General features: G+C 47.9%; 23 protein-coding genes. 14 read left to right on the top strand and 9 right to left on the bottom strand.

What is annotated here, in order from left to right:
• Positions 1–413 precede the first annotated feature (413 nt).
• The 5 genes from AC0WRU_RS16735 to AC0WRU_RS16715 all read right to left on the bottom strand — a co-directional run bounded on the left by AC0WRU_RS16735 (position 414) and on the right by AC0WRU_RS16715 (position 4844).
• Positions 414–818 carry a VOC family protein gene (locus tag AC0WRU_RS16735; RefSeq protein WP_476125615.1) on the bottom strand — a complete coding sequence of 135 codons (405 nt, stop codon included), beginning with the start codon at positions 816–818 and terminating at the stop codon, positions 414–416.
• A gap of 305 nt (positions 819–1123) precedes the next feature.
• Positions 1124–2347: an IS110 family RNA-guided transposase gene (locus AC0WRU_RS16730; RefSeq protein ID WP_025684813.1), complete on the bottom strand. Its 1224-nt coding sequence runs from the start codon at positions 2345–2347 to the stop codon at positions 1124–1126.
• 556 nt (positions 2348–2903) lie between these two features.
• A complete protein-coding gene (locus tag AC0WRU_RS16725; protein ID WP_476125614.1) occupies positions 2904–3872 on the bottom strand; it encodes an SDR family NAD(P)-dependent oxidoreductase in 969 nt (322 codons plus the stop codon).
• 31 nt (positions 3873–3903) lie between these two features.
• Positions 3904–4062, bottom strand: coding sequence for a hypothetical protein (locus AC0WRU_RS16720; protein WP_476125613.1), 159 nt, complete (start codon positions 4060–4062; stop codon positions 3904–3906).
• A 20-nt stretch (positions 4063–4082) separates the two neighbouring features.
• The gene (locus tag AC0WRU_RS16715) at positions 4083–4844 is read right to left on the bottom strand and encodes an SDR family NAD(P)-dependent oxidoreductase (protein ID WP_476125612.1); all 762 of its coding nucleotides are present in this window, start codon (positions 4842–4844) and stop codon (positions 4083–4085) included.
• Between the two features lie 356 nt (positions 4845–5200).
• Between AC0WRU_RS16715 and AC0WRU_RS16710 the strand changes: the two genes are divergently transcribed.
• On the top strand, positions 5201–5812 hold the full coding sequence (locus AC0WRU_RS16710) for a TetR/AcrR family transcriptional regulator (protein WP_476125611.1): 612 nt from the start codon (positions 5201–5203) through the stop codon (positions 5810–5812).
• 495 nt (positions 5813–6307) lie between these two features.
• Here the strand turns inward: AC0WRU_RS16710 and AC0WRU_RS16705 are convergent, their stop codons facing one another.
• Positions 6308–7057 (bottom strand): YdcF family protein, encoded by a 750-nt coding sequence (locus tag AC0WRU_RS16705; protein ID WP_476125610.1) that lies wholly within the window; start codon positions 7055–7057, stop codon positions 6308–6310.
• Between the two features lie 190 nt (positions 7058–7247).
• On the opposite strand from AC0WRU_RS16705, the gene AC0WRU_RS16700 reads away from it, so the two are divergent.
• From AC0WRU_RS16700 to AC0WRU_RS16680, 5 genes are all read left to right on the top strand, one after another.
• Complete coding sequence (locus AC0WRU_RS16700) at positions 7248–8135, top strand: DMT family transporter (RefSeq protein WP_476125609.1); 888 nt, start codon at positions 7248–7250, stop codon at positions 8133–8135.
• Positions 8136–8277: 142 nt separating this feature from the next.
• Positions 8278–9468, top strand: coding sequence for a stalk domain-containing protein (locus AC0WRU_RS16695; protein WP_476125608.1), 1191 nt, complete (start codon positions 8278–8280; stop codon positions 9466–9468).
• A 207-nt stretch (positions 9469–9675) separates the two neighbouring features.
• A complete protein-coding gene (locus tag AC0WRU_RS16690) occupies positions 9676–10671 on the top strand; it encodes an ABC transporter permease (protein ID WP_476125607.1) in 996 nt (331 codons plus the stop codon).
• Between the two features lie 18 nt (positions 10672–10689).
• Positions 10690–11583, top strand: coding sequence for a carbohydrate ABC transporter permease (locus tag AC0WRU_RS16685; RefSeq protein WP_476125606.1), 894 nt, complete (start codon positions 10690–10692; stop codon positions 11581–11583).
• Positions 11584–11698: 115 nt separating this feature from the next.
• Positions 11699–13240, top strand: a complete 1542-nt coding sequence (locus tag AC0WRU_RS16680) for an extracellular solute-binding protein (protein WP_476125605.1) — start codon at positions 11699–11701, stop codon at positions 13238–13240.
• Positions 13241–13477: 237 nt separating this feature from the next.
• On the opposite strand, the gene AC0WRU_RS16675 is transcribed toward AC0WRU_RS16680, so the two are convergent.
• Positions 13478–15739 (bottom strand): helix-turn-helix domain-containing protein, encoded by a 2262-nt coding sequence (locus AC0WRU_RS16675; protein WP_476125604.1) that lies wholly within the window; start codon positions 15737–15739, stop codon positions 13478–13480.
• 273 nt (positions 15740–16012) lie between these two features.
• Complete coding sequence (exlX, locus tag AC0WRU_RS16670) at positions 16013–16726, bottom strand: expansin ExlX (RefSeq protein WP_476125603.1); 714 nt, start codon at positions 16724–16726, stop codon at positions 16013–16015.
• Between the two features lie 283 nt (positions 16727–17009).
• On the opposite strand from exlX, the gene AC0WRU_RS16665 reads away from it, so the two are divergent.
• Positions 17010–18161, top strand: coding sequence for an iron-containing alcohol dehydrogenase (locus AC0WRU_RS16665; protein WP_476125602.1), 1152 nt, complete (start codon positions 17010–17012; stop codon positions 18159–18161).
• 157 nt (positions 18162–18318) lie between these two features.
• Positions 18319–19035 (top strand): metal-dependent hydrolase, encoded by a 717-nt coding sequence (locus AC0WRU_RS16660; RefSeq protein WP_476125601.1) that lies wholly within the window; start codon positions 18319–18321, stop codon positions 19033–19035.
• A 98-nt stretch (positions 19036–19133) separates the two neighbouring features.
• Here AC0WRU_RS16660 and AC0WRU_RS16655 read toward each other — a convergent pair whose 3' ends face one another.
• Complete coding sequence (locus AC0WRU_RS16655) at positions 19134–20213, bottom strand: M42 family metallopeptidase (protein ID WP_476125600.1); 1080 nt, start codon at positions 20211–20213, stop codon at positions 19134–19136.
• Positions 20214–20398: 185 nt separating this feature from the next.
• Between AC0WRU_RS16655 and spoVAC the strand changes: the two genes are divergently transcribed.
• From spoVAC to AC0WRU_RS16625, 6 genes are all read left to right on the top strand, one after another.
• Entirely contained in the window at positions 20399–20905 is a 507-nt protein-coding gene (gene spoVAC / locus AC0WRU_RS16650) for a stage V sporulation protein AC (RefSeq protein ID WP_025682027.1), read from the top strand.
• A complete protein-coding gene (gene spoVAD / locus AC0WRU_RS16645) occupies positions 20902–21924 on the top strand; it encodes a stage V sporulation protein AD (RefSeq protein ID WP_476125599.1) in 1023 nt (340 codons plus the stop codon). The genes spoVAC and spoVAD overlap by 4 nt, the downstream gene beginning before the upstream one ends.
• Entirely contained in the window at positions 21921–22277 is a 357-nt protein-coding gene (spoVAE, locus tag AC0WRU_RS16640; RefSeq protein WP_025682025.1) for a stage V sporulation protein AE, read from the top strand. The genes spoVAD and spoVAE overlap by 4 nt, the downstream gene beginning before the upstream one ends.
• Before the next feature lie 216 nt (positions 22278–22493).
• Positions 22494–23453: an AAA family ATPase gene (locus AC0WRU_RS16635; protein ID WP_476125598.1), complete on the top strand. Its 960-nt coding sequence runs from the start codon at positions 22494–22496 to the stop codon at positions 23451–23453.
• 3 nt (positions 23454–23456) lie between these two features.
• A complete protein-coding gene (locus tag AC0WRU_RS16630; protein ID WP_476125597.1) occupies positions 23457–24704 on the top strand; it encodes a DUF58 domain-containing protein in 1248 nt (415 codons plus the stop codon).
• A complete protein-coding gene (locus AC0WRU_RS16625) occupies positions 24701–26893 on the top strand; it encodes a transglutaminase TgpA family protein (protein WP_476125596.1) in 2193 nt (730 codons plus the stop codon). Before AC0WRU_RS16630 ends, AC0WRU_RS16625 begins: the two co-directional genes overlap by 4 nt.
• Positions 26894–26980 lie beyond the last annotated feature (87 nt).

Below are 26980 nucleotides of genomic sequence, written 5' to 3'. Positions count from 1 at the left end.
AGAAATTAATTTTTTGGATGGAATAATCCACCTGAAAGTGCAAGTCCTTACACATACACTCTTCATAAGGTTGAATTTTCTCGGTCGGTTGGGGATGATTCTAACACAACAAATCCTCCTGGGCATGGTACCAACTGGGAAGGTTGGGGCGAAGGGCACTGCTATGTCTACTATACAAAAGCAGCTAAATAAAGGATTCCGCAATAAAATCGTCAATTTACGCTAACGGGAAACGATAGCACAATTACAAATAGGCTGCCAGCATCAGCGAAGATCGCGAAATAGATCCATTTCTCAAAAATTAATGAAGAACCTAGATAAAATGAAGAGACCATAACTCGTCGCTATGGTCTCTTTCAGCGGTCAGTAAAATTACTAATTACGAAATTCGCCTCACTCACTTCAACTGTCCGTCAACGCCTACCACTGAACCGTTTGATTGCTTCCTCGGTCACCGGCGCGAAGAGGTTAACAAGATTGCCGTCGGGATCGCGAAACAGCACGGCACGGTTCCCCCACGGCATTGTGGTAGGTTCCTTTACCCACTCGTCGACAAACGGCTTCAAGCGCTCGTATTCGGCATCGACATCGTGGACGTGGAACTCGATGATGACAGTGTGATTGTCGGCCGCCACTGCGGAACCAGCGCCGAACAGTTGCACCGTCTGGGAGTGGCCGATCGCCAGGGTGCACGATGGCATAACGAGTTCGGCAAAGACGGGCGCGGGGCGTTCCGCCGAAACACCCGTGATTTTCTCATAGAACTCGACGAGACGATCCACGTCGTCGGTAATGATGCGTACAGAAGCAAAATTCACGAGATACCATCCTTCCTATAATAAGTGATACAATACCGTATCATATCATTTTGGGCCAAAATACTTCGCATTTATCTCCTACTCCTTTACGATTACTTACTCCGATTATACAAAAACACTACTGACAACAGTATGTCAGTAGCGTTTTATGAAGAAACCATAGGGAAAGAGTGATAGGACTGAACTACTATGAAAATTTATTGCACCAAAGTGTGGAAAAAGGCAGCATTAAAGAAGACGCAGCTCGTTCGTTTTTTTTAAAAGGGGAGAGCGCCTGAATAGCTTTTTATTGTAGCTTATATAGATCAGGAGCCTTCTGGTTTAGTGATGGTAATGGAGTAGCCTAGCCCTTCAAGTCTGCGTAAAGCATGTCGCACAATGGACTGTTCCCTTTGCTTATTGAAGTAGTCTTCCCCTAGATCAACATACATTTCTTTACGAGTTAGAAGGTAATAGGAGATTCTCAACATGGCATGAGCGACTACAATTCCTGCTCGTTTCCTTCCTTTTCGCGCTGCTGTACGCCTATACAGTGCGCCAAGGTAATTCTTAGATCCTTTTACGGAATGAGCAGCTTCGGTTAAGCCTGATCTCAAATATTTATTGCCCTTTTTGGTTTTAGCCGATTTCCTTTTGCCCGCACTTTCGTTATGGCCAGGAACAAGTCCTGCCCAGGAACACATATGAGCTGCGCTTGGAAACTGGTTTTTAATATCTGTACCGATTTCAGCCAGGATTTGTTCGGCCATTCGTATTGATATGCCTGGAATTGAGTCTAATCGTTCGATATCTTCTTGGTAAGGATTTACTCGCCGTGCAACTTCTTGATCCAGCATATCAATTTGTTGAGTTAGAAAGTCGATGTGAGTTAGAATGGTTTTTATCATTAGGCGTTGGTGGGGACTTACGTATCCTTGGAGGGCAAGTTCGAGTTCATCTTTTTTTCGTTTTAGTGTTCGAAGGGCCATGTTGGCCAGTTGCCCAGGATCATCTATACCTTCAGCAATCGCATAAAGCATTTTTTTAGAGGAAACTCCCATAATATCTGAGACAACGGAACCAAGCTTAATATTAGCTCCCTCTAATACTTTTTGGATTCGATTATGCTGTCTGGCACGTTCTTCGATGATACTCCGGCGATAACGAACAAGCTCTCTTAACTCACGTTGATTACGGTCTGGAATGAAACTGGCTTTAATCAGTCCGTGGCGAAGGAGTTGGCAAATCCATTCTGCATCTTTAACATCGGTTTTGCGTCCAGGCACAGCTTTCATATGCTGGGCATTAACAACCAGAAATTCGATCTCTTCAGCCTCAATTAAATTTACAATAGGTTTCCAATAAACACTTGTGCTTTCCATGGCGACATGAGTACAGCTGTGCTCCTTAATCCAGTCCACTAACTTAAGAAGAAATACAGTTTTAGTTGAAAATGTTTGAATCTCCTTTCCTTCAGGTGTCATGATGCATGCAGTAATATTGTCTTTATGGACATCCATACCGCACGCCCGTTCAATAATTACATCCATGCCATTCAACCTTCCTACGGCATCATGATTGGAGACTGGTGCAACAACCAGAATAGGATTAATCTACTATGAGTGCTTCCCAGTGGGAGCAACATTCAGTGGTGCACCGTGGTCGTTGGAGTCAGACTAACGGATGGGCTCTAATCGCACCATAGTTCATCGACCTTCCTCTCCCAGCCGTACTTCCAGTATAAAATACCAAGCAAAAATTTTCATTCTCTGTGGTGCAGCGCTGATTTTGCGCTACATGATTGGCTAACGGGGAACAATAGCTCAACCATAAAACGACGGCAGCCAGCCTAGATGATCGTTTACCGTCGTTCTGCTAACGATCAGGTTAGTGGAATAACTCAATCATTTTAATCTAATTTTGGCAAATGCTCCCTCAGAACGGGTTTAAAGTTATATGGCTGGCAGTCCCCCATATTGTAAATAAATCTTCGCTTAACGTACGTTTTTCGCGTTTTGTTAGCGATTTCGCCAAAATAGGGTCAGAATGGATCGACAGCGTATTCAGTAAAACAGGGCGATCAACCTACCGTGTGCGCAACAATCTTCACAACGCAGCGCTTATCAATTCCTCGCTTTTCACCCAAAGCCGCTCGGCTTTGTTAGCGTCGAGCGCATACGACCTTACGCCGTCGGCAAACGGGTTGGGCGAGTCATCGATCGGCGCGATCGCACAATCTTCGAGATAGTGTCCGCCGATTTCGTCTTTGTCAGCCACGACTGCGGCCCAGACCGACGTTGCGGCTGCCTGCGCGATTTCTTTGAGCTCCGCTGGCGGAAGACCCGCTTCGGCGCGAGCTTTGCCAACGTTCTCGAAAAGACCCTGCAAGTCTTCCTGCGAGAAATGGCGCGGGAGATCGGTAAGACTATTCCCGGGCATCACCGAGGCAGCTCGGATGCCACGATTGCGATGCCGCTTATCGAATTCCGCTGCGAAGAGAGTAGTGGCCGTTTTCGATCGACCATAGGCGACAAATGGGTCGTATGCCTGTTGCTCGAAATTCGGATCGTCCAGGTCAACATCGGCCGCGCGATGAGCTTGGGACGACAGCATCACTAAGCGCCCGTTATCGACGAGCAGCGGCTCGATCCGATTGATCAAAGCGAAATGACCAAGATAGTTCGTCCCGAACTGGACTTCGAAGCCGTCGGTCGTCCGACCGAACGGGGTTGCCATGACGCCAGCGTTGGCGATGATGGCATCGAACCGCTGGCCGGTGGCTAATAGTTTATCCGCGCATGCGCGAACGCTTTGCAAGGATGCGAGATCGAGTTCGATCAACGCTAGGCTGCCGCCTCCTTGCGCCGCGGCGTCAAGGACCGATGCAGTGGCCGTCTCGGCTTTGGCGAGGTCCCTGACCGTGCCGACGACGCTGGCGCCGTGAGAGACCAGTGAGCGGGCGGTTTCGAGGCCAATGCCCGATGATGCACCCGTAATGAGAAGTCGCTTTCCCTTGAGATCAACGCCGGAAATCACCTGATCGGCAGTTGACTTTGCACTGAATTTTCTAGTCATATATTGTCTCCTTTAATTGCGTATTTTTTTATTATGAGCTTTGCTCTTTATTGGCCCGATCTTTGACATACCGATCCCGAGCGCTTCGCTGCATCAGATCGGCAGGTTCAAAGATCACAATACGATCCTTGATCGGCGGACTGCGGTCACGACTAGCGCATGTTAGAATGCTTGGCAGGTGCCCATGCATGGGACCTGCTCGGGACGGTCCTAGATTCCGACACCGCCGGCCATATTGATGGTCTCACCGGTGATGTAGCCCCCATGTGGTCCGGCGAGGAAGCAGACGGCCTCTGCCACCTCTTCAAAGGTTGCAAAGCGACGGATCGGATGCATGTCTAGGAAGGTTTCAAGGGGTGGCAAATGATCGGCCACATCCTTGTTCATGTCCGTGGGCATGGCGCCCGGCTGCACGACATTCACAGTGATATTGCGGGGGCCGAGGTCGCGCGCGATGCCCCTCGCATATCCGGCGAGCGCCGCCTTCGTTCCAGCGTAGTCGGCGACCCCTCTAAAGGGTACGTACTCGCCGAGCAGAGAGCCGATAAAAATAATGCGGCCTCCGTCCGCTAGTTGGAGTGCGGCCGCGCGGGTATTGGCAATTGATCCCATGACATTGACTTGCCACTGCCGATTGTATTTTTCTTCGTCCAAGCCGACATCATCTACCATCTGGCCCTGGATCGCGATGCCGGCGTTGTTCACGAGGATATCGAGTTTGCCGAATTCGGCAATCACCGAGTTAATTAGGGGCTTGGCGGAAGAAAGGTCCGCTTGGTCGCTTTTGATTGCTAATGCACGAACACCCTTGCCCTTCAACTTCTCCACGACAGCCTCAGCCTTTTTGGCCGAAGCCGCGTAGCTGATCGCAACATCCGCTCCGTGATCGGCAAACGCTTCCGCCATAGCGGCGCCAAGGCCGCGTGAGCCGCCCGTAATAAGGACGACCTTGTTCTTCAATGATTTCTGCATGAAAAGAACCTCCTTGTGAACAGCGAAATATCATAACGATCGTTACGTTAAATTATGTTATATAATTTGTCACTCACTGTCAAGCGGTCAATTGCAGGGACGTCAGATGGCGTCATGTTAGGATGATGCGTCGCGCTCCGGCAAGATTGTCCATCAGCCCGGGCCGGGTCTGGCGCCTGATGTGTGACACAAGATCCAGACGGCTGACTATTTCGCCGATCGTGCGCTGACGCAGGTCCTTACCCGATGGGCTGGAAGCGATCTGTAACGTGTGTTATGATAACGTACAGTATGAAAATTGGACATAAACCTTTTTAATATCGACCGTTACAAAATAAGGAGAGGTGATCTGACTGATGGGACGTAACCGCGAATTCGATGTGGATCAGGCACTGGACGCGGCACTTTGCGTGTTTTGGCGTAAAGGCTACGAGGGCGTGTCGTACACCGACCTGACGCAGGCCACGGGTGTCGAACGACCCGCGCTCTACTCGGCGTTTGGCAACAAGGAAGAGTTGTTCCGCCGAGTGCTGGCGCGCTATTATGAGGACTACCTGGATTTCTTCCCGGCGGCGCTGGAGCTGCCGACCTCGCGGGAGGTGGCCGCACACATCCTCCGCAGTTCAGCCGAATTGCATACTCGTTACCCGGATCGCAAGGGGTGTCTAGGAGTCCACGGCGCCTTGGCTGGCTCAGACGATGCCGAACCTATTCGACGTACCCTGATCGATGCGCGTGCGGATGGAGAGGCGTCGCTGCGTGAACGCTTGGAACGGGCAAAGCAGGAGGGAGATCTGCCGGAGACTGCTAACTGTGCTGCGCTAGCTGCATTCGTGCTGGCGGTGGTCCACGGTATGGCTGTTCAAGCCAAGGCCGGCTTCAGTCGGGACATGCTAGAGGCTGTTGCTGAGCAAGCGCTCTCCACCTGGCCTACTAGCAGTTCCACACTTTCCGGAAAGTCATCCTAAACCTTAGTGCAGAAGAATATCGTTATGCAAAACGCAAACTTGGCAGTCATGACCCCGAAGTCTCGGCAATCGGCCACGGTGCCATGGGGTTCCATCAGGCATATGGCTCCGCTGACGAGTAGGACTGACTAAAAACCATTCATCGTGCATATAAACTGCTGTTGGCAAAGCGAAACGGCTGCCGCCGTTATGCTAACAAAGAATGATAGCAGAGGAGCTTACATCAATAGAGTTCCTCTATTTTTATTGCGGATTAAACTAACGGGAAACGCTAGTTTAATAAAACAACGGTAGTTTAAGACTATATTTTCTGGTCTAAGGCTGCCGCTGTCTTTTTTGTTGGAGCCAGTCTAACACTTTATTTTCTCAGTCCACTACTTTATTTTCTTTGGACTCATGGTAAAATCAAGCGCCTTGGTAGCATACAGGTTTACACCTGCGGGCTGCCAAGGCGCTTGTTTGTGATGTGTGCCTATACGCTAGATATACGTCACATTATTTAAGCTTCAAAGCAAGAATCCCCAGATACTCCTTGAGGGCTGTTCCAGTAGTAGCCATGGCTCCGGCAGAAGGGGAGAACTTGGCGGCATATAGTGAAAGATTTTCACTTGCCAGATAGTCTGTCGGATAAGGTACAGCCAACATGCCTGCACGCTGAAATTCCAACGCCGCACGTGGCATATGGAAGGCAGAGGTTACCAAAATGGGTTTGGTGAGCTGATGCTGCTTCAAAATTTGGGACGTATACACGGCATTTTGCTGCGTGTTCAGGGAACGGTTTTCGATCAGAATATCTTTTGCGGGAATACCGAGTCCCAGGAGCTGTCTTTGGGCAATATTCGCTTCGTTGCCACTGTCGCCAAATACCTGTCCACCGGAAAACAGAATAGGTAAGCCCGTTGCTTCGTGCAACCGTACCGCAGTGAGTAGCCGATTGGCCGCTGAACCCAGCAGATTACCTTGTCCGTTGATATCAGGTGTTCCCTCTGTAGCTCCGCCGCCAAGCACAACGATAACATCGCCTTGCACGGTATGAGGCTGCGGGTACTGTTTTTCCAGACTGCTGATCAGCAAATCACCGACCCAATTGGTGGAGGAGCCATACAGCAGTAGTGTGACAACGAGTAGAATGAAAGCAGGTTTACGCGCACGCCTCCACAGCCAGATCACAAGCCCAACCATCACGAGGATAAATAAACCGGGAGGCAGCACGAAGCTGTATAAAAATTTGGTGATATAAATCAAGTGAAGACATCCTCCTATCCTTCAATCTCTATTTTTCTTTTTGGTTTGGTATATTGTAACATAGGCAAATGACCGGATTCCTCTGTCTGGAGTTGTGCTTTCCAATACATATTTTTTGTTTGATAAACTCGTCCTATAGGCGTAAAATATAAAGTCTAGTCATTTTTTTGCATAGAGGAGCGAAAGCAGCATGAAAGAGTTAACGACAGCCAAGCGGATCATGATGATCGCGCTGTTGGTTGTATTATGGGGCATATCTTGGCCCATCTATAAAGTAGCGTTGCAGTTTACGCCTCCACTTTTGTTTGCGGGGTTGCGTACGTTGCTCGGAGGTCTGCTGTTAGGAGCGATTTTAGTACCGAGATGGAATCGCATCCGTTGGAAAGAAAATTGGCGTGTCTACGCTATTTCGGGTATTTTTAACGTGGTACTGTTTTACGGTCTGCAAACAGTGGGGCTGATGTACGTACCGTCCGGCCTGTTTTCAGTGCTGGTATATCTCCAGCCTGTACTGGTCGGCATTTTTGCATGGATGTGGCTGGGTGAAGCGATGTCCGGACTTAAGGTGACAGGTTTGGTCATCGGATTTTTGGGCGTTGCAGCTGTCAGTGTCGGAGGATTTTCGGGACATGTGGCTGTGGCAGGTGTAGTGATCGCTATTATTACAGCCGTGAGTTGGGCATTGGGTACCGTCTACGTGAAAAAGGTAAACCAGCGCGTGGATTCATTGTGGCTGGTCGCATTTCAATGCACACTGGGAGGCATCGTGTTGACAGGAGCCGGAGCAGTGACGGAAAGGTGGTCAGACATCGTATGGAATGTTCCTTATGTGTCAGGGCTGGTATTCGGCATTGTGCTGGGAATTTCACTTTCATGGCTGCTGTATTTTACACTGGTTAACTCAGGGGATGCGAGTAAGGTTGCGTCTTATACGTTTTTGGTGCCTGTGATTTCGGTGTTTGTCAGCTCTTTGGTGCTGCGCGAAACGATTACGGCTTTCCTGCTAATCGGTCTGATCTTAATCGGGCTTAGCATTTATTTGGTGAATCGCAGAGCGAGAGTAGTACAGCAAGCTTGAAAATAGGATATCGTACAAGCAAGGACTCTGCGCAGGTAGCAGGGTCCTTTTTTAGAGGATTTTAACCCCTGTCCGGCGAATTTTAGGAAGAATGAAACGGATTCGGCTGAAATGAAATTGATCTTCAGGGAGGGGCTCAAGCATGATCCAGCTTCAAAATAGCAAACGGTACAAGCCTGCCAAGCGGATAATAGTTGCATTTGTTTTATTGGCAAGTGTGGCAATCGGACTGAACGATGGAGAGTTTGCTCAGGCAGCGGGAACTTCTGCATCTGTGAAGCAAGGTCAGGAAACTGCAAGTGTCCGTGTTTATTTTAACGGAAATATAATGTCGTTTCCCAAAGGAGAGCCATTCATGAACAAGGGACAGGTGATGATTCCTATTACAGATGCAGCTCTGCCAGGAATAGCCACGGACTATGACTCCAAAACACAGACGCTTTCACTCACCAATGGTATAGCCAGTCTGGGTTCCGGTCGAATAAAGGCTAACTCCAATATAGGTTTTGTACATAACAGGAAGGTTACTTACGACGTTTCAGCCAGTAGCATTCATGGAACGCTTTATGTTCCTCTGGTATTTATCAGTGATGTGGTCGGAGGCAAACTGGAATGGAAGAAAGACGAACGAATGGCTAGCATAAGCTATCCTCAGTTGGTTGGGGAGTCGGAGGAAAGCAAAGGCTATTTGCTGGATGCAAGCAGCGGAGTATTGTACCGTAAAGAGGATGGCGGCCGTATCCGTGTGCTCAGTCCAACAAATATCAAATTGAAAGAAGATTATTTTGGCATGACGAAAATCATTTCAACCAAGGTTACGGAGGATGCAGATTTGGTTACGGTATGGCAAGCGTATGGCGAGCCCATGATTAATGACGATTTTTATACGCTGTTCGTCCAGAAAGGAAAGGTACTTCGTCAGGCAAAGGCTCATTATTGGAATTTTAATGCAAACAATATTAAGCTTTATAATGGTAAAGCAGTCATGAACGATGGACAGACCGTTCGTCTGATTGACGCTAATGGTTCTGTAAAAGAAACATGGAATATGGGAAAGCTTTCCGGTCGTTTGAAGGACAGTTTTGCGGTGGAAGGCATGGGCGAGGGATTTATTCTTGCCAGATCGAATGATGAGGGCTTTTTAATATTATTTAATCTTAAAACCCACCAGTCATTGTTGGTGTATGAGTTGCTTCAATTAGCTCCTGAGCAACTGAACGGATTCAGGGAAGATGGTATTAAGTTTATCGGTCAGAACAAAAATGACGGTGAACTGCGCTTCGGGCTACATGATAGTGAAGGACAGCCTCAAACGTTCAATTATGCTTTGTAAGTGGGTTTCGGGCGTCTATCAGGCGCCTGATATCACACAATACTTCACAAATATCCGAATTGTTCACCCCCCTGTACACTCCTTTGTTCATGAAGCATGAAAGGCTTCACTTTTCATTTTGAATACGCTTACATAAAATAAAGGCATACGACGGCGGTGCTGCAAACCATGCTGTCGGTAACGTATACAGAGGGGGAGTGACTCACATTGAATCAGCCTGTGCCTAAGAGTTCCGCTATGCTCACGACAGATTCCCGTCTGAACGGGAGGAGGCTGGCAAGCGGCAGGAAAAACGGATTTTTCCATGAACTGATCCGCAATCGGATATTATTTCTCATGTTGCTGCCGACCTTGATCTTTTTCTTCATTAACTCTTACATTCCTATGGTGGGTATCTATTATGCATTTACCCAGTTTGACTTCAATACCAGCTTGTTCGATGCCAAGTTCGTCGGACTCCAGAATTTTCAGTTTTTATGGCAATCCGGCACGCTGACCAAACTGACATTGAATACGATCGGATACAACGCAGCATTTATTTTACTCGGCAATGTGCTGGCGATTGTGTGCGCGATTTTGCTGAATGAGCTGCGTGGCCGTTATTTTAAAAAGGTAGCTCAATCTGTGATGTTCCTGCCTTATTTTGTTTCTTTCGTTATTCTAAGCGTCATCGTGTACAACATATTTAATTATGACAACGGTTTTCTAAACACGCTGCTGCTGCAATTTGGCGGTGAACGCGTGGATGTATACAACAAGCCGTGGGTATGGATTTTCCTGATTATCCTGTTCTACCTGTGGAAAAATCTCGGCTACAGTATGGTGATTTATCTGGCGGCCATTACAGGCATTAGCGACGAGTATTATGAGGCAGCGAAAATGGACGGGGCCAACATTTTTCAGCGGATCTGGTACATTACCGTGCCTATGCTCAAATCGACGTTTGTCGTGCTGCTGCTGTTCGCGCTCGGCAGTATTATGAAGGGACAGTTCGACCTGTTCTATCAATTAATCGGCAATAATGGGGTGCTGTACAATACAACGGATATTTTGGACACTTACGTGTACCGTTCGCTGAAAGTAACCTTTGATGTGGGTATGGCTTCGGCAGCAGGCGTGTATCAGTCCTTGTTCGGCTTCGTGCTGATCATGACCGTGAACTACATCATTCGCAAGTTGAACGACGAATATGCCTTGTTCTAGAAAGGAGGACCCAAACGGATGGCGATCAAAGAGGATGTATACACCCGAATTTTTCAGATTATTTCTTATGCGATAATCATAATTGCTTCTATTGCTTGTTTACTGCCATTTCTACTTATTATTTCGGCATCATTGACCAGTAATGAGTCGATTATCAGAGATGGCTATCATTTTATTCCACAGGAATTTTCGCTGGAAGGATACCGGACGGTGTTCACCTTTCCTGAAGAGGTGCTGAGGGCGTACGGTGTGACCATTTTTACAACCGTAGTAGGTACGACGTTGGGTCTGTTCCTGATGACGATGGCGGGATATGTGCTGGCGCGTAAAGATTTTAAATACCGGAACGCATTCTCATTCTATATTTACTTTACCACGTTGTTTGGGGGCGGCTTGGTACCCTGGTACATTATGTTGACGAAGTATTTAGGACTGCTGGATACGTATACAGTGCTTATTTTCCCGGGGCTGATGACTCCGTTTCTGATCATTTTGATGAAAAATTTCATTCGTTCGTCTATGCCGGAAGAGCTGTTTGAGTCTGCTAAAATTGACGGTGCGGGTGATTTTAAAATCTACTATCGGATTGTGCTGCCTCTATCTACGCCGGGCATCGCCACTGTAGGGCTGTTTTTGGCCCTGGCATATTGGAACGACTGGTTCTCATCCTCACTCTTTATTAATGATCCACATAAATATCAGTTGCAATATTATTTGTATAATGTAATTAACTCGATGCAGTTTATCGCTCAAATGGGGGCAGGTACTGGCGTATCACTATCCAACGACATGCCGACCGAGTCGACCAAAATGGCAATGGCTATTGTGGTTACCGGGCCCATTTTACTGCTGTATCCATTCGTTCAGCGTTATTTTGTCAAGGGCTTGACCATTGGTGCTGTAAAAGGCTAAAGTGGACACTCATTGGTTTAAAGATGGCATGACGTGCTGACGTTGTGCCATTCTTGACAACATACATTGTAAGCGTTTTATTAAACCCAGCAACCACTTCAAAAGGAGGATTCACATGACATTTACAAAGAAAAGAAAGCAACGCATGTCCATCCTGATTGCAGTTATGGTTATCATGGCGTTATTAGCCGGATGTGGAGGCGGTAGCGGAAACAGTGCACAAAAGGCAAGCGGAGAGGACGATAAAACCCAAAAGGTACAACTGCAATTTTATATGCTGGGTGATGCTCCGAAGGATTTACCTGCTATTGAGACTGAAATCAATAAATTGGCGGAAAAAGATTTGAATGCCACCGTCAAATTTAACTATACGACGTGGACGGACTGGGATCAGAAGTATAAGCTGCTGTTGTCTTCCGGCCAGCCGATTGACCTGATCTTTACCGCAGACTGGACGCAGTATCAGGCGTATGCCAAGAAAGGCGCATTCCTGCCACTTGATGATCTGCTGCCGAAGGCGGCACCTGCCTTGCAAAAATTTGTGCCTCAGGAGATGTGGGATGGCGTTAAAATCGGAGGCAAAATCTACACCGTGCCTGGCACATACAAGGAATACGTTACAAACGGATTTGTATGGCGCGAGGATTTACGTGAGAAATACAACTTGCCTAAGCCTACTGATATGAAGAGCTACGAGGCTTATTTGGATGGCATTCGTCAGCATGAGACTAGCATGAAACCCATCTCCCTGAACAGTGATATCAAAGGGAACCTGCATGACCGTTATTCCGAATTGGTGACGAAGAGCGTGGGTGCACTGCCTTACGGCATTGGTATTAAATATGAGAAACCGACAGAGGTTTATAAATATTGGGGTTCAGATGAGCAAAAAGAAGAGCTGAGCACCTACAAACGCTGGGCCGACAAAGGATTTATCCCTAAAAACGTATTGAACGTAAAGGATACGCTTCAGGATCAGGTGACTTCCGGTAAAGCAGCGAGTATTTTCGGTGACAATCCGACCCGTTTTAATGACATGGTGATTAAGCTCAAAGCGTCTCACCCGGACTGGAAGCTGGATTACTATCCGTTCCCGCTGACGACGGGATTTGCAACTCCAGTGCATCCGATTCATAACGGCTTTGCGATTCCCAAAAGCAGTCCTAACCCTGCACGCGCATTAGCCTTTTATGAAAAGCTTGTCACGGACAAACGCTATAACCTGCTCACGCAATACGGTATTGAGGGCAAAAACTATGAAGTCAAAGACGGTTACTATCAAATGATCGGTAGCGGCAGTTCCAACGGATTCTCACGGGAAGGCATGAATAGCTGGGCATGGCGTAACCCGGAATACATGCTGTTTGATTCAGGCTTTGACCGTGTGAAGAAGATTTTCGCAGAGCTGGATAAAATCCAAAAGCCTGACCTGTTTACCGGCTTTGCCGAGGATTACACGACCTATCAGGCTGAAAAAGCCGCTCTGGAGCAAGTAGAAAAGCAATATCTCTATCCGCTTCAGGCTGGACTGATCGACAACGTAGATCAAGGTCTGGAGACCTTCTTGCAGAAGGCGAACCAGGCTGGCCTGGAGAAAATCCAAAGCGAATATACAAAACAATGGGAAGCCTACGTCAAGGAGAAGGGCATCAAGTAATTGGGCAAGGCAAAGAGGTTTTAACAGTTGGATAAAAGGAAAAAGCAAGTCTCCAGGAAGTTGGAGGCTTGCTTTTTTAATGTCAGTCTAGTGTGACATCATGGAAAGCTCCTACATCATGCATTTAATGTTCTATTACAAGGAGTGATAGGTCACGCTAAAATCAGCAACGTTCCGTTCGCGGAGCGGCCGCATACAGTAGCCAGAACTTTTTACGGAAGCTTTTTTCAGTCTACCTTATTGCGCATTTGCTTTAGAACGGCGAAAATCTGTCGGCGTCACGCCCAAGCTACGCTTGAACATACGGTGAAAATAAGAGCTGCTCGCAAATCCGGTTTGTTCTGCCACGTCAGCTACCGACCAGTCGGTTTGCTCCAGCAGCTCGCAGGCCTTGCGAATGCGCAGCTGTTGAATGACATCTACGATGGTAGACATGGTTTGTTGCTTGTATAGCCTACTGACATAAATCCGCGACATATCCAGCTCTTCAGCGATCTGGTTGAGGCAAAAATCCGGATCAGCATAGGCTTGCTCTATTCGCTCATTAACTTGCCGTACCAGCCGCTCTTGTTTCGTGTTTCGTTTTTCCAATAGGCTGGAGCGGACATGATCAAAGAGCAATTGATATTGTTCGATAAGCTCCTGGGCCGTCTCCAGCTGATCCGTGGATGGCAATTCAGGTATAGATTCGGGAGCAAATCCATTACGTTCACTCATATGCTGAATGGCATGATTCACACTCATCATCAGCCGAGATATGGCTACCTGCACGATGGAAAACGAATATTTTTCCATATGCATCAGCAAGTTCTTGAACATGCCATGAGCTTCCTCCGTATGACCAGATAACAGCGTGTCTAGCAATTTTTTCTCCTTATCCGACGGATATACGTAAGCATTTTGAGTATTTGCGTCAATGGTGTTCTGCGCATCAATAATACAGCCATACCCTTGAAAAAATCGGTGCATGGACGATTCCTGTACCTGACGATACAACAGATGTAGTCGTTCCGGCTGGCTTGCGATGGTGCTATAGGTCAGAGATATACTCAGCTTCAAGTATTCAAGGCAAGCTTCGCGTATCTGGCGCAATAAGGTTTCCAGCAGTACGGTATCTGTATGCTCCGCAGGATCAAGAATGTTGAGCATCAATAGGACGCTGTCTTCGTCGATATCAACGACTTCCACCTGGTACGTCTGCCCGCATATTTCAGAAGCGATATTCATCATGGCGAACTTATAGGGCAACAGGTCAGGACCGCGTTCATTTTGCCACCGGGCATATTCATCTATTCGTAGCAGCACCAGTCGATAGTCTTTATCGAACTGGAATGTAATTCCAAGCTCACGCAACCGCTCCGGTTCCTCTCCAGCAGGAAGCAAATGGACCCCCCGAATAATATTCCGTAAAATGTTTTGCCGGATCGTATACATGCTGTTTCGTTTCTCTGATTCGAGTGAATTCATATGGACAACAATCTGCCCAATGGGGGTATAGAGCATTCTGGACAGTAGCCAGGAAGCCACAAACCCTGCCAATGCAATGACAACGGCAATCAGCAGCATCGCATTGCGGATAACACTCGCCATTTTAATAACGCTTTCATATGGGGCGACACTAATATACTGCCAACCCAGTCCGTCCTGGGAGGTATAAGAAATGAGTGATCTTTTACCGTGAAAATTTTCTACAAAATATCCTGTTTCCTGTTTTTTGACTCGGGTATGCAGCCATAGCTGTTCTTTTTCGTTCAAAGATTCGTCTGCCAGTGTCGCGCCGGATAAAAGTCTGCCCTGATCGTCCAAAATATAAGCCGCTCCGCCTGATGCCGGATTCGTGGCCATTTCCTTGTTCATCCAGGTCGCAGATACATTGACGATCACAGCCGAATTCATCGCTTCGTTCGAGTTGATTGCGTCGTAGCATAAATATGTATAGGAGGCAATGTCTGTGCTGGCTTGATCTGCTCCGGCAACGGAGTCAGACGCAGACAGCAGCGGATAGGTGCGTGGAATAGGTGTAAATGGCTTATAATCCTGATAATGGTCCAGCACGCGTATAATATCCGTGTCAGCCAGTTCACTTTTGCTGTATAACCCGTTTTGCCCCCGTAAGGATGCAATGTAGAAGGTGTCGCTTTTCGGATTATACACATAGATGGATTCAATGTACGGCATAGAATTGAGATAATTGTTCAACTCAGACATGGCAGCGGTTACATCATATACATTGGGTTTGGGATAATACAACAACTTGGATAGGGTGCTGCTGCGGTACATTTGGAAGGCCAACGATTGGGCGATGGATGTCATGTTAATGACCTCTCTGCTTCTCAGTGCCAGGCTACTGTGATTAGCTTCGAATGCCTGCTCCTTCTCCACCCGAATATAATAAAAATAATACACCGTGGTAGATACCAGCAACGTCAGCGTAATACATAACGTGATACTGATCAGCAATTTGCTGTGAAGCTTGTGATGCTTTTTGAAATTGCTCATGTGCGCAGGTCTCCTGTCTATGTGCATATAGCCAAAATAAACCCTAATTATGTATTCATTATACGTGCCTTCCTGTGAACAGGACAGTGAACAAACTGATTTTTTATGAAAAATAATGACTTTCTCGTAAAAAGGCCAGGAACCCGACACGCAAAATCGCTTGCGTCGGTTCCCAGCCTGGGGATTACATAAAGCTTGTCCCAAGTGGACAGCATCGGTAGTATGCAGCCATTTGTACCTGACGGGGTTCAAGCTGTAGGGAGATACCTACAATCAGTCAGGGAACTGCACATTACCTTTCACGATATAGGCTCCGCCTGAGCCATCTTCGGGCAAAGCCGGGATTGTATCGTTCAGTACAACCCCGCGAATGTCCGTAATTCGGATTTTTAGAGGCTGTTTTCCTAAATTAGTCCCCAAAAAGTGGTTGTAGTCCTGTTTTTCAAGATTGATCCATTGACTGTTTTGTTGGACCTCCAGCTTCAAAACGGGATATTTATGATTGCGTACCTGAATGGCTGCCCAATATTGACTGCTGCCTTCTTTAATGCGGTAGGAGACGTTGCCAGTAACTGGAGCTTTGACGACTTTCCATGAGATATTGATTTTTCCATCAATTTGGTTGCCAATTTGGTTAAAAGCATTCGGGGACAGGTCGAGCGCACCACTTGGACCTTCAGGATAAATATCGGTTACGTAGACGGTTGTTTTTCCTTTGGGGCCTTGTACTTCCAGATATGCTCCTGCCAATGCGGCTTTGATCCCGTTATAATTCAGTTGTGTAGGGTTAAGAGCCGTAATTTTTGCATCGGAAGGGATGGGATCAAGTAGTAATGCTCCTCCTGAGTAGCCAGATCCGGTAGAGGTGGCGTACCCCGTGTATGTATCATTCCAAGCAGCTGAAGCGGGGAGAGCGAACAAAACAAGACTTAGCAATGATGCCAGACCAACCGTTTTGAACTTGCGAAATGAAGAATTCTTTTGCATAATTATTTCCTCCTTGCTCATTTAATAGATTCATATATTAAATATAAACACTATATTACATAATATTTCAAATAATACAATAGGTCTTTGAGGCAAAAAGAAAATTTTGTAAATGTTTTTCAACATACTTCTAGGCCTTATTGCATGTTTTTATGGGAATTGCTGAACTGTGCTTTTTTTCGCAGATGTCTGCTCGATCTGATGGTAGGATCAGGAAGATGGAGCTTAATATCAGAGAGCAGGGATGACTGGAGAACCAAAAGCACAAAGGAGGGGTTTACGCATGGGAACGAACGTCTTTTATGTACCGCCAGTAAACTTGATGGGGATTGGATGTCTTGGGGATCTGGGACCGATGCTGCAAGAGAAAGGATTTATGAAAGCGCTTATCGTGACAGATAAATGGCTGCGTCGAAATGGGATTACCGACCGGGTTGTTGCTGTTTTGGAGCAGTATGAAGTTCCATATATCGTGTATGACGGAGTACAGCCTAACCCTACATGTGACAATGTTCACGAAGGAGTCAAGGTATTTCAGGATAACGAATGTGATGTTCTCGTCTCGGTAGGCGGTGGGTCGCCTCAGGATGCTGCCAAAGCTATTGGCATCATTGTCACCAACGGAGGACATATTTCAGAATATGAAGGTGTTCACAAATCCAAACGACCGTCCGTTCCAATTGTGGCGGTGAATACAACAGCGGGAACTTCCAGTGAGGTCACCATTAACTATGTCATTACAGATGAGAAGCGTAAGGTTAAAATGGTCATGGTTGATAAAAATAGTCTGGCTTGCATCTCCGTAAATGACCCCGAATTAATGGTGGGTAAGCCGGCTGAATTAACTGCTGCAACAGGTATGGATGCGCTTACTCATGCGATTGAGGCACTGGTTACACCAGGTGCTTATCCGGTGACAGATGCCACTGCCTTGGCCGCTGTCGAGCTGATATTCCGTTATTTGCCAGAAGCTGTGGAGAACGGTCAAAATATCGAAGCAAGAGAAAAGCTTGTATATGCTGTTTTTCTGGGAGGGCTGGCCTTCAACAATGCGGGGTTGGGATATGTACATGCGATGGCACATCAGCTTGGCGGTGTGTATGACCTTCCGCATGGGGTATGTAATGCAATGCTGTTGCCGTATGTGCAGGAGGCCAATGCGCAGCATGTTCCCCGTAAATTCAGACCGATCGCTCAAGCGATCGGATTCTCGGTCAGAGGGCGAACTGACGAGGAGTGCGCTGAATTTGTCGTGGATGCCATCCGCGGACTGGCGCAGGAGGTTGGAATCCCGAAACGCTTGTCTGAGCTGGGGGTAACGGACCCGGATCTTAATCTGTTAGCCGACAATGCGATGAAAGATGCGTGTGCGCCTGGTAATCCGTTTCAGCCGACCAAAGAAGAAGTTATCGCGCTGTTCCAAAAAATACTGTAAGGCGAATTTTTAACCGGGACTTTTGAACGATATCCTTTAAATAGAATAAGCGAACTATTGTTCTCCTTTTGTTTGTCGTATACAATCGAATCATGCTGATTCAAATAGAGTGATGTCGAACTCTGTTGTATGCTGCAACGAAAGGATGTTATGCACCATGATGGGAAGAGCCCATTTGATTATTGGAACCGGGGTCTCCCTGTCGGTATTAGCCTTGAACGGATACGAAGTGACTCCGGCTGCCGTGGCTGCCGCTGTAGTCGGTTCACTGCTGCCGGATATTGACGAGCCTAACTCCATGCTCGTGAGTCGTGCGTTGCCTACCAAAATGCTCAGACTCGTACAGCTCCTGATGCTTGGGGCTGCGGGCTGGGTATTTTTAACCCGTCTGGCTCCGCCGCCATGGAATCTTGTTCTGGCTTTGCTGATGATCAGCGCTTCCTTTATGCCTTCACGGTCGATGCGAAAGGCCATTATCTTTTTAATTGGAATTGGCTTGGCCTGGTATGGAGAAGCCTATGCGCCGTGGAATTACATAGCCGGTTGTCTGCTGATTATCTGTACGCTTGTCCCGCACAGGGGATTGACGCATACGGTGTATGGAACAGTCGCATGGACTGCGTTGCTGTACGGTACAACCCGTCTGCATGGTGACAGCATATGGTTGGCTGGCGGCTTGGCGTATCTGCTGCATTTGTTGGCAGATTCCTTGACGAATAACGGGATTAAGCCTTTGCCACCGTTCAAATGGAAGCTGCGATTTAAGCTGATGAGTACCGGAACGCGCAAAGGGGCGCAGGTGGAGAACATCTGCATTGCCTTGACGGCTTTACTTGTTATTATCGCCTTGCTTCATTATAAGCATTTGATATGAAGTGCTCCAATCGGTAACTCTATTTAACTAAAAAACAGTCAAAGCACGTTATCCGTGTTTTGACTGTTTTTAATAGATTCCAGTTCTCTGGAAAAAGCTTAAGCTCGTTCAATAATTGTATTCAGTGTCGTGCGATCCAGGTTTTGCACCAGCTTGACGATCAGCTCTTTGGCTGCATCGTAATCGTCGGTGTGAATAATGGACGAGGAAGTATGGATGTATCGTCCACAGATGCCTATGACGGTGGATGGCACTCCAATTCCGCTCAAATGGACCTGACCTGCATCGGTTCCACCTGTGGAGATGAAGTATTGATACTTGATCTTGTGCGTCTCAGCCATATCCTGCACGTATTCCACAATCCCGCGATGTGTAATCATACCTGGATCAAATACCCGCAGCAGCGCGCCTTTACCGAGATGTCCGTAAGCGTTCGGATCACCACCCATATCGTTGGCCGCACTGCAATCCAGTGCAAAGAAAACGTCCGGTTGAATCAGGTTGGCTGCCGTGCGTGCACCGCGCAGTCCCACTTCCTCCTGAACGGTAGCCCCCGCATACAGTGTATTTGGCAGTTTGTCCTTTTCCTTATGTAACGCTTCAAGCAGCTCAATAGCGAGGCCTACACCATAGCGGTTATCCCACGCTTTAGCCATAATTTTTTTAGGATTTGCCAGTGGAGTAAAATCACAGATCGGCGCAATGGCTGTTCCCGGCACGATGCCCAGATCCTGCGCTTCCTGTCGGCTGTCCACGCCGATATCCAGATACATATGCTTGATGTCCATAGGCTTGCTGCGTTGCGATTCATCCAGTAAATGGGGGGAGACAGAGCCGACGACACCGATAAATGGGCCTTTTGGAGTCAGCACTTGAAGACGTTGTGACATGATGGCTTGGCTCCACCAGCCTCCAACCGGCTGAAAACGAATCATGCCATTTTCCGTAATACCATTCACGATAAAACCGACTTCATCCAGATGGCCTGCCACCATCACACGCGGTCCGTTCTCTTCACCGCGCAGCACGCCGAAAAGGCTGCCCAAACGATCCTGTACGATTTCGTCCGTATAACCGGATATCCGCTCTTTAACCCATGCCCGCAGCTCTCGCTCATGCCCGGGAATGGAAGGAAACTCCGTTAAAGTTTTAAACAGTTCTAATGTTTTTGATTCCATGATGTTATATCTCACTCCTTATTAATTAACCAGTGGTCGTCATCCATCCAGTATGAATGGATTTGTACGGAATGTCCACGATATCATTTTCCTGACATAACATTTCCCCAAAAAGCTCATAATGATAAAGACCCAAGCAATTCGAACCGCCAAGCGCGAAACTTACAGATAAGGGGTGGTGAATGATGCCAGCTAAATCCGGGCAGCGCGGTTTTCGTACCAATACGTCGCCGCTGTCCATAAATGAGAAGGACTATCAGAGTATTTCACAAAAGCATGAACCTTCGAGAAAAGTATTTGCCAATTGTGTGCGCGCTTTTCTGGTTGGAGGCGTGATCTGTGTGATTGGACAGGCGATTCAGGAGGCTTTTATGGCAGGAATGCACATGTCAGCCAAGGAGGCAGCGCCGCCGACCTCATCCATGATGATCCTGCTGGCGGTCATATTAACCTGCATCGGGGTTTACGATAAGGTTGCCCAATGGGCGGGAGCGGGAACCGCTGTGCCGATTACAGGCTTTGCTAACTCGATGTGTTCGGCTGCGTTGGAATATCGTTCCGAGGGACTGGTGCTCGGTGTGGGCGCGAATATGTTCAAGCTGGCAGGCTCGGTTATCGTATTCGGGGTGGTGGCCGCATTTATCGTAGGCGTTATATACGCCATCCTTGGTGTGGGGGGCAATCATCTATGAGAAGGCAGGGAGGACAAACCTGGAAGTTTGAATCGAGACCGCGCATTATTGGAAGTGCCACCGTTGTTGGCCCGGATGAAGGAGAGGGGCCGTTATCCACAGATTTTGATTATATTTATGACAATATGGAAATTAACGAGAAAACGTGGGAAAAAGCGGAACGTAGATTGATTGAGCATTCTACTGAGCTGGCGCTAATTAATGCCAATTTAAACAAAGAGGAAGTGCAATTTTTTATTAGTGGTGATTTGATGAATCAGATTATCAGCAGCTCCTTCTCGGCTAGCAAGCTGGCCATTCCCTATTTAGGTGTTTTTGGAGCCTGCTCAACATCAATGGAAAGCTTAGCCTTAGCCGCGCTTATTGTGGACTCAGAGGCGGGTGACTACGTGATGGCGGGTACGACCAGTCATAACTGTACTGTGGAAAAGCAGTTCCGTTACCCTACGGAATATGGGTCACAGAAGCCGCCCTCGGCTCAGTATACCGTTACGGGTTCCGGCGCCGCAATTGTGGGACATGCCAAGTCAGGTACGGTGGTGGATTGTGCTACCATTGGACGCGTGATGGATATGGGCATTAAAGACCCCTTTAATATGGGCGGAGCCATGGCTCCAGCGGCGGCGGATACCCTGTTGTCTCATTTTCGAGATACAGGTCGGGACCCTGGTTATTATGACCTCATTGTAACGGGGGATTTAGCCTCAGTGGGGCTGCCGATTGCCAAGGAGCTGCTCAAAAAAGATGGGTACGATATGAATCAGACGGAATTTAATGATTGCGGTTTACTGATTTACGACATCAATAAGCAAAAGAAAGTCATTGCAGGGGGCAGTGGTTGCGGATGCTCGGCTGTGGTAACTTATGGGCATCTGTTGAAGCGGATCGAAAAGGGAGAACTGCAAAAGGTACTAGTCGTGGCGACCGGAGCGTTATTATCTCCTTTGTCCACACAGCAGGGTGAAAGTATTCCCTGTGTTGCACATGCTGTAGCTTTCGAAGCGGGAGGAAAAGTATGATATATCTATGGGCTTTTTTAGTGGGTGGTGCCATTTGTGTCGTGGGCCAGTTGATGATGGATGCGTTTAAAATGACGCCAGCACATACGATGAGTACGTTGGTAGTTGCAGGCGCAATTGCTGATGCCGTTGGGATATACGATCCGCTTATTAAATTTGCAGGGGCGGGTGCAACCATTCCAATTACCAGTTTTGGTAACTCGCTCGTACACGGCGCATTAACTGAATTGGAGAAGGACGGATGGCTGGGTGTCATTACAGGGATCTTTAGTCTGACAAGTGCAGGAATTTCCTCGGCGATTATTTTCTCTTTTCTGGCATGCTTGTTTGTTCGTCCAAAAGGAAGCATATAAAAGCAATGCATTATAGATTAAAACATACAATTGAACAAGCTTAAAAATCAGTCCTTCCGATCTGTATGACGGGAGGGCTTTTTATGTGCCTACATACAAAATGTGCCAAACTGTAGTGCTGGCTCGAACATCTGGACAAGGACTCAAGTGTACTCTGTGCCCACCTTCATGTACAATAATAGGAAACATGTTGCTATCTAGGAGGTTTACAGAGCTATGCCCGTGCGTCAAGAATCTGTGCAGATTGTATCTGCAATCCGTTCTAATCTGGAATCATGTATATTAGGTAAATCCTTTGAAATAAAATTACTGCTAACGACTATGCTGGCGGGTGGGCACATTCTGATCGAGGACGTTCCGGGTACGGGAAAAACGCAAATGATCAAGGCTCTTGCCAAATCCATGCGCGGTGATTACCGCCGTGTTCAATGTAATCCTGATATTCTCCCCAGTGATATTACAGGGGTTTCCATATTTCATCCACGGGATGAGCGCTTTTATTTCCGTCCGGGTCCCGTGATGACCCATATTTTACTGGCAGACGAAATTAACCGGGCCACGACGAAAACCCAATCGGCTTTGCTGGAAGTGATGGAGGAGCGCAGTGTAACCGTGGATGGAGAAACGCATATGCTGCCTCATCCTTTTATGCTGTGTGCTACGCAAAATCCGATTGATTTTGAAGGGACTTATATGCTGCCGGAAGCGCAGCTCGATCGTTTTATGCTCAAAATCAGTCTAGGCTATCCTGATATGGAGACTGAGCGGAATATGCTGCTTCGTCATCAGGAGGGCCAGCCGGCAGATCGGCTGGAGGCGGTAGCCCATATGGAACAGATTGCTGCGATCCAGCAGGAAATCAGAGAAATGTATATGGACGAAGCAATTACGTCCTATTTACTTGATATCGTCCGTGCGACGAGAGAGCATCCTTCGGTACTGCTGGGGGCCAGCCCACGGGCGGCGCTTGCTTTTGTAATGGCGGCCAAGGCGTACGCTTTTCTGGAAAATCGGGATTACGTTCTCCCTGATGATGTGAAAATATTGGCACCCTATGTGCTGGCGCATCGTTTGCTGTTACGTCCCGAGGCGCGTCTCGACAGCTCCAATGCCCAGTCTGTACTTCAGGCTATTCTTCGGCAGGTGAACGTACCCGTACGAATGGAGCGTCCGTAGGGAATGAAGATGGTCAAAAGGAAGCGCAGGCTTCCCCGGCTGTCAGGCCGCATCTGGCTACTGATGGTCATATGGGTGGTATGTCTGCTATATCTGTTGTTTCAGGGTGGCAAGACGTCAGTCATGCTATTGTCCATGGTTACGCTGTTGGGTATTTATTTATGGATCGTCGGGCTGAGCGGGGTACGTCGTGTTCAGGGTTCAAGGCAGCTTTCGCAAGGCTCAGAGTTCGGGGAGCTACTGCATGCGGGAGATCAGGTGCATGTAAAGCTGAGCTTGAGCCTTCCCGGCTTTCTGCCGTTGCCGTATATCATTGTTCGTGAGGTGCTCAAGCGTCATACAGGCGAATCCTGGTCGTTTGAGGACAGTGTTATCCCCAGCATGAAAGGAAGCGGACAGCTTGCTTTTCAGACTCCGGCGTTGGAGCGGGGAAGCTATTATTTTACGGAAACCGAGTGTGTGAGCGAGGATATCTTCGGCCTGTTGGAGCATAAAGGCAGGTTAAACGCACCCAGTGAATTTCGGGTACTGCCCCGCACGGTATTTATTCCCTATTGGCAGTTGAATGACCGTCGCTCGCGGATGTCCGGGCCACAGACCGTCCAGACTCGAACACGGCGCGAAACGACGCAAATTAACGGAGTGCGGGACTATGTATATGGGGACCGTTTTTCACGTATCCATTGGAATGCGACCGCACGTACAGGCAGCTGGAAATCCAAGGAATTTGAGCATGAGACGGTTCCGAAAACGATGCTTGTACTGGACCTACACACAAAACATTATGTAAATGCCGATCAGTTTGAGCTGGCCGTATCCTCCATCGCTTCATTGCTGGAATACGGCGGACGGGAACGGATGGGAGTAGGTCTTTGTACGGCAGGGGAAACGGGCACTGTTTTTCAGCCCAGTGAGCAGATGATGGAACGGCAACGGATGATGCATCATTTGGTAGACATACACACCACTTCCCAAGGCAGTCTTATGGCTGCTGTAGAAAGCGGTGTTCGGCAATTTCCACAAGGCTGCCATTTTGTGCTGATCAGTCCGTTGAAGGATCATCAGGCGTTGGAGCTTCTTCGCTGGGCCGATACCCGGGGGATGACCCCTTGCCATGTCTATATCGGAGAAGGCTCAAGCGAGGGACAGGCTGAAGAATGGATGAGCATGCTTCGTACAAGAGGCATTCAGGGTTATCATGTTCCGGGTCTTGAAGAGCTCCCAACAGTAATGGGGGGAGGGACGCTATGAAAAACTGGCTGAAATCGCTGAAGGGCTCTTGGGCTGTTGCCTTTACATTTTTATGGATTATTATTATTGCCATGCAGTGGGTATCCTTTGCTTCAGACCTATGGCTGAAAGAGACAAGAACGCTGGTATTGGCGACGGTTACGATGCTGGCTTTGGTGAAAATTTTGCTGCCGCTTCGGCCTTGGATTGAATTTATCCTCAAGGCTGCGACGTTATTTTTTATTTTGTACCGGACGCTCGTGTCCTACTCGATCTTTATTCCTTTCGGGGGTTTTACAAACCGTCTGGATCAATTTATATCGAATATGTCTCCGTATATCTGGTTTTCACTGATTGCTTGGCTAGTCATTGAGATGTTACCGCTCATCGTTACGACAAAGCAGCGCATTCTGGTGTTTGTAGGCATTAATATTGCCGCACTGGCAGTGCTTGATTCGTTCACGCCAACCGTGCTGTGGCAAGAAGTCGCATGGATGGTCTTTGCGGGTATGGGGTGGCTGGTGACTCAGCATTTGCAGTATTTTCGGCAGCACTATCCTCAAGGCTGGAAGCACATTCGCCGTTACCCGTATAAAATTGCAGCCAATATTGCGGTGATATTTGCTTTGATTATTATGGCTGGCGTGAATATGCCGGAGATAGGGCCGACCTTAACTGACCCTTACACGGCATGGACCCAGCGAAATAGCTCATCCACCGTGGGTATTAACAATGGAACCGGGGCTGTGAATCAGCGGATGAGTACGGCATCAGGCTATAGTCGGCAGGACAATCGGCTGGGCGGGGGATTCAATTTTGACTATTCTCCGGTAATGACGATCACAACCAATCAGCGAAGCTACTGGCGGGGTGAGACGAAGCGAACGTATTCCGGCACAGGCTGGAGTGATGCAGGCAACGACGACCAGACGCTGAACGATGTGTCGATGACGGCAGAGCTGGAAAATACACAAGAAACACGGCATTCGACCGAGCAGGTCGTTCAGACCGTTACGATGCAAAACGATCAGAGCTATCCGGTTTTGTTCGGCGCCTATTCAGTACATCGTGTTCAATCGGTGGACAGAGACTCGCGGGCAGACGGGTTGCGTTGGAAGCCGGAACAGGCAGAACTGCTTTGGAACCCACCCTCCAGAAGAACGGCTTATCCGAAAACGTATACGCTGGTGTCACATGTGCCTGTGATCCCGGAAAAAGAGCTTCGCACAAAAACGTTTACTGAGCTGTATGGAAAGAACAAGCAGGAAGCCTATTTGCAAATCCCGAATGAGCTGCCGCAGCGAGTGCGTGATTTGGCTCAAAATGTAACGTCGTCGGCGAAGACGCCTTATGAAAAGGTCGGACTGCTCCAGCAATATTTACAGCGAAATTATGCATATACGAACAATCCGGATCTTTCCCGAAAAAAAAGCAAGGATTTTGTGGATGCCTTTCTGTTTGAGATTCGGGAAGGCTATTGCGATTATTACTCCACTTCGCTGGTTATGATGGCTCGTTCCGTTGGAGTTCCGGCGCGGTGGGTCAAAGGTTATGCTCCCGGTCAGCAGACATTTTCGGATGATGCAACGACAGGCGATGATAATGAAAATATGTCTTCCTACTCTATTACCAATGCGGATGCGCATTCCTGGGCAGAGGTATATCTGGGTGAATACGGCTGGGTTCCTGTAGAAGCCACACCGGGTTTTGATATGCCATTGCTTACGGAGCAGGAGGATTCGAAGACACCTGATGCTCCAAAGGTGAAAGATCAGCCTGAACCGGAACAGTCTGCGCAGACACCACAGGCCAATCTGGAGGAAGGCACGAAGATTCATCCGGTAATCATAGCAGCGGCAGTGGCTGTTATTGTACTGTGGGGCGCTTATATCGTATGGCGTAATCGGGCAGATATTCATTTTTATTTGCTGCGTCTGCGTAAAGGAAAGCCGTTGACCCCTGATGAAAAGGTGATCGTCGAAACTGAGCGCTGGCTACGGTATATGCGGAGTAAGGGGTTTGCTCGCACTAGTCACGATACGCTGAGGGAATCGGTCGGCAGATGGTCGGTTGAATCACCGGAACTTGCTTCAATTTTGAATCTGCTGCTGGAGCTGTTTGAACAAGCTCGCTACAGTCCTTCCTCGGTAACTGCCGAGGATTGGCGCAAGGTCCGCCAACAAGCGGCCCTGTTGCATAAGAAAGGTTAGTCCAGACGACAAACTGAACGAAAAGGGCTAAACCATTTTTATTCGGCTCGAATGCTGCCGATTTATAATCTTCTTCATATGCTTTGT

This window comes from Paenibacillus sp. 1-8, assembly GCF_056316205.1.
The sequence above is the reverse complement of the archived record's forward strand: the minus strand, read 5'-3'. Positions and strand labels throughout refer to the sequence as shown.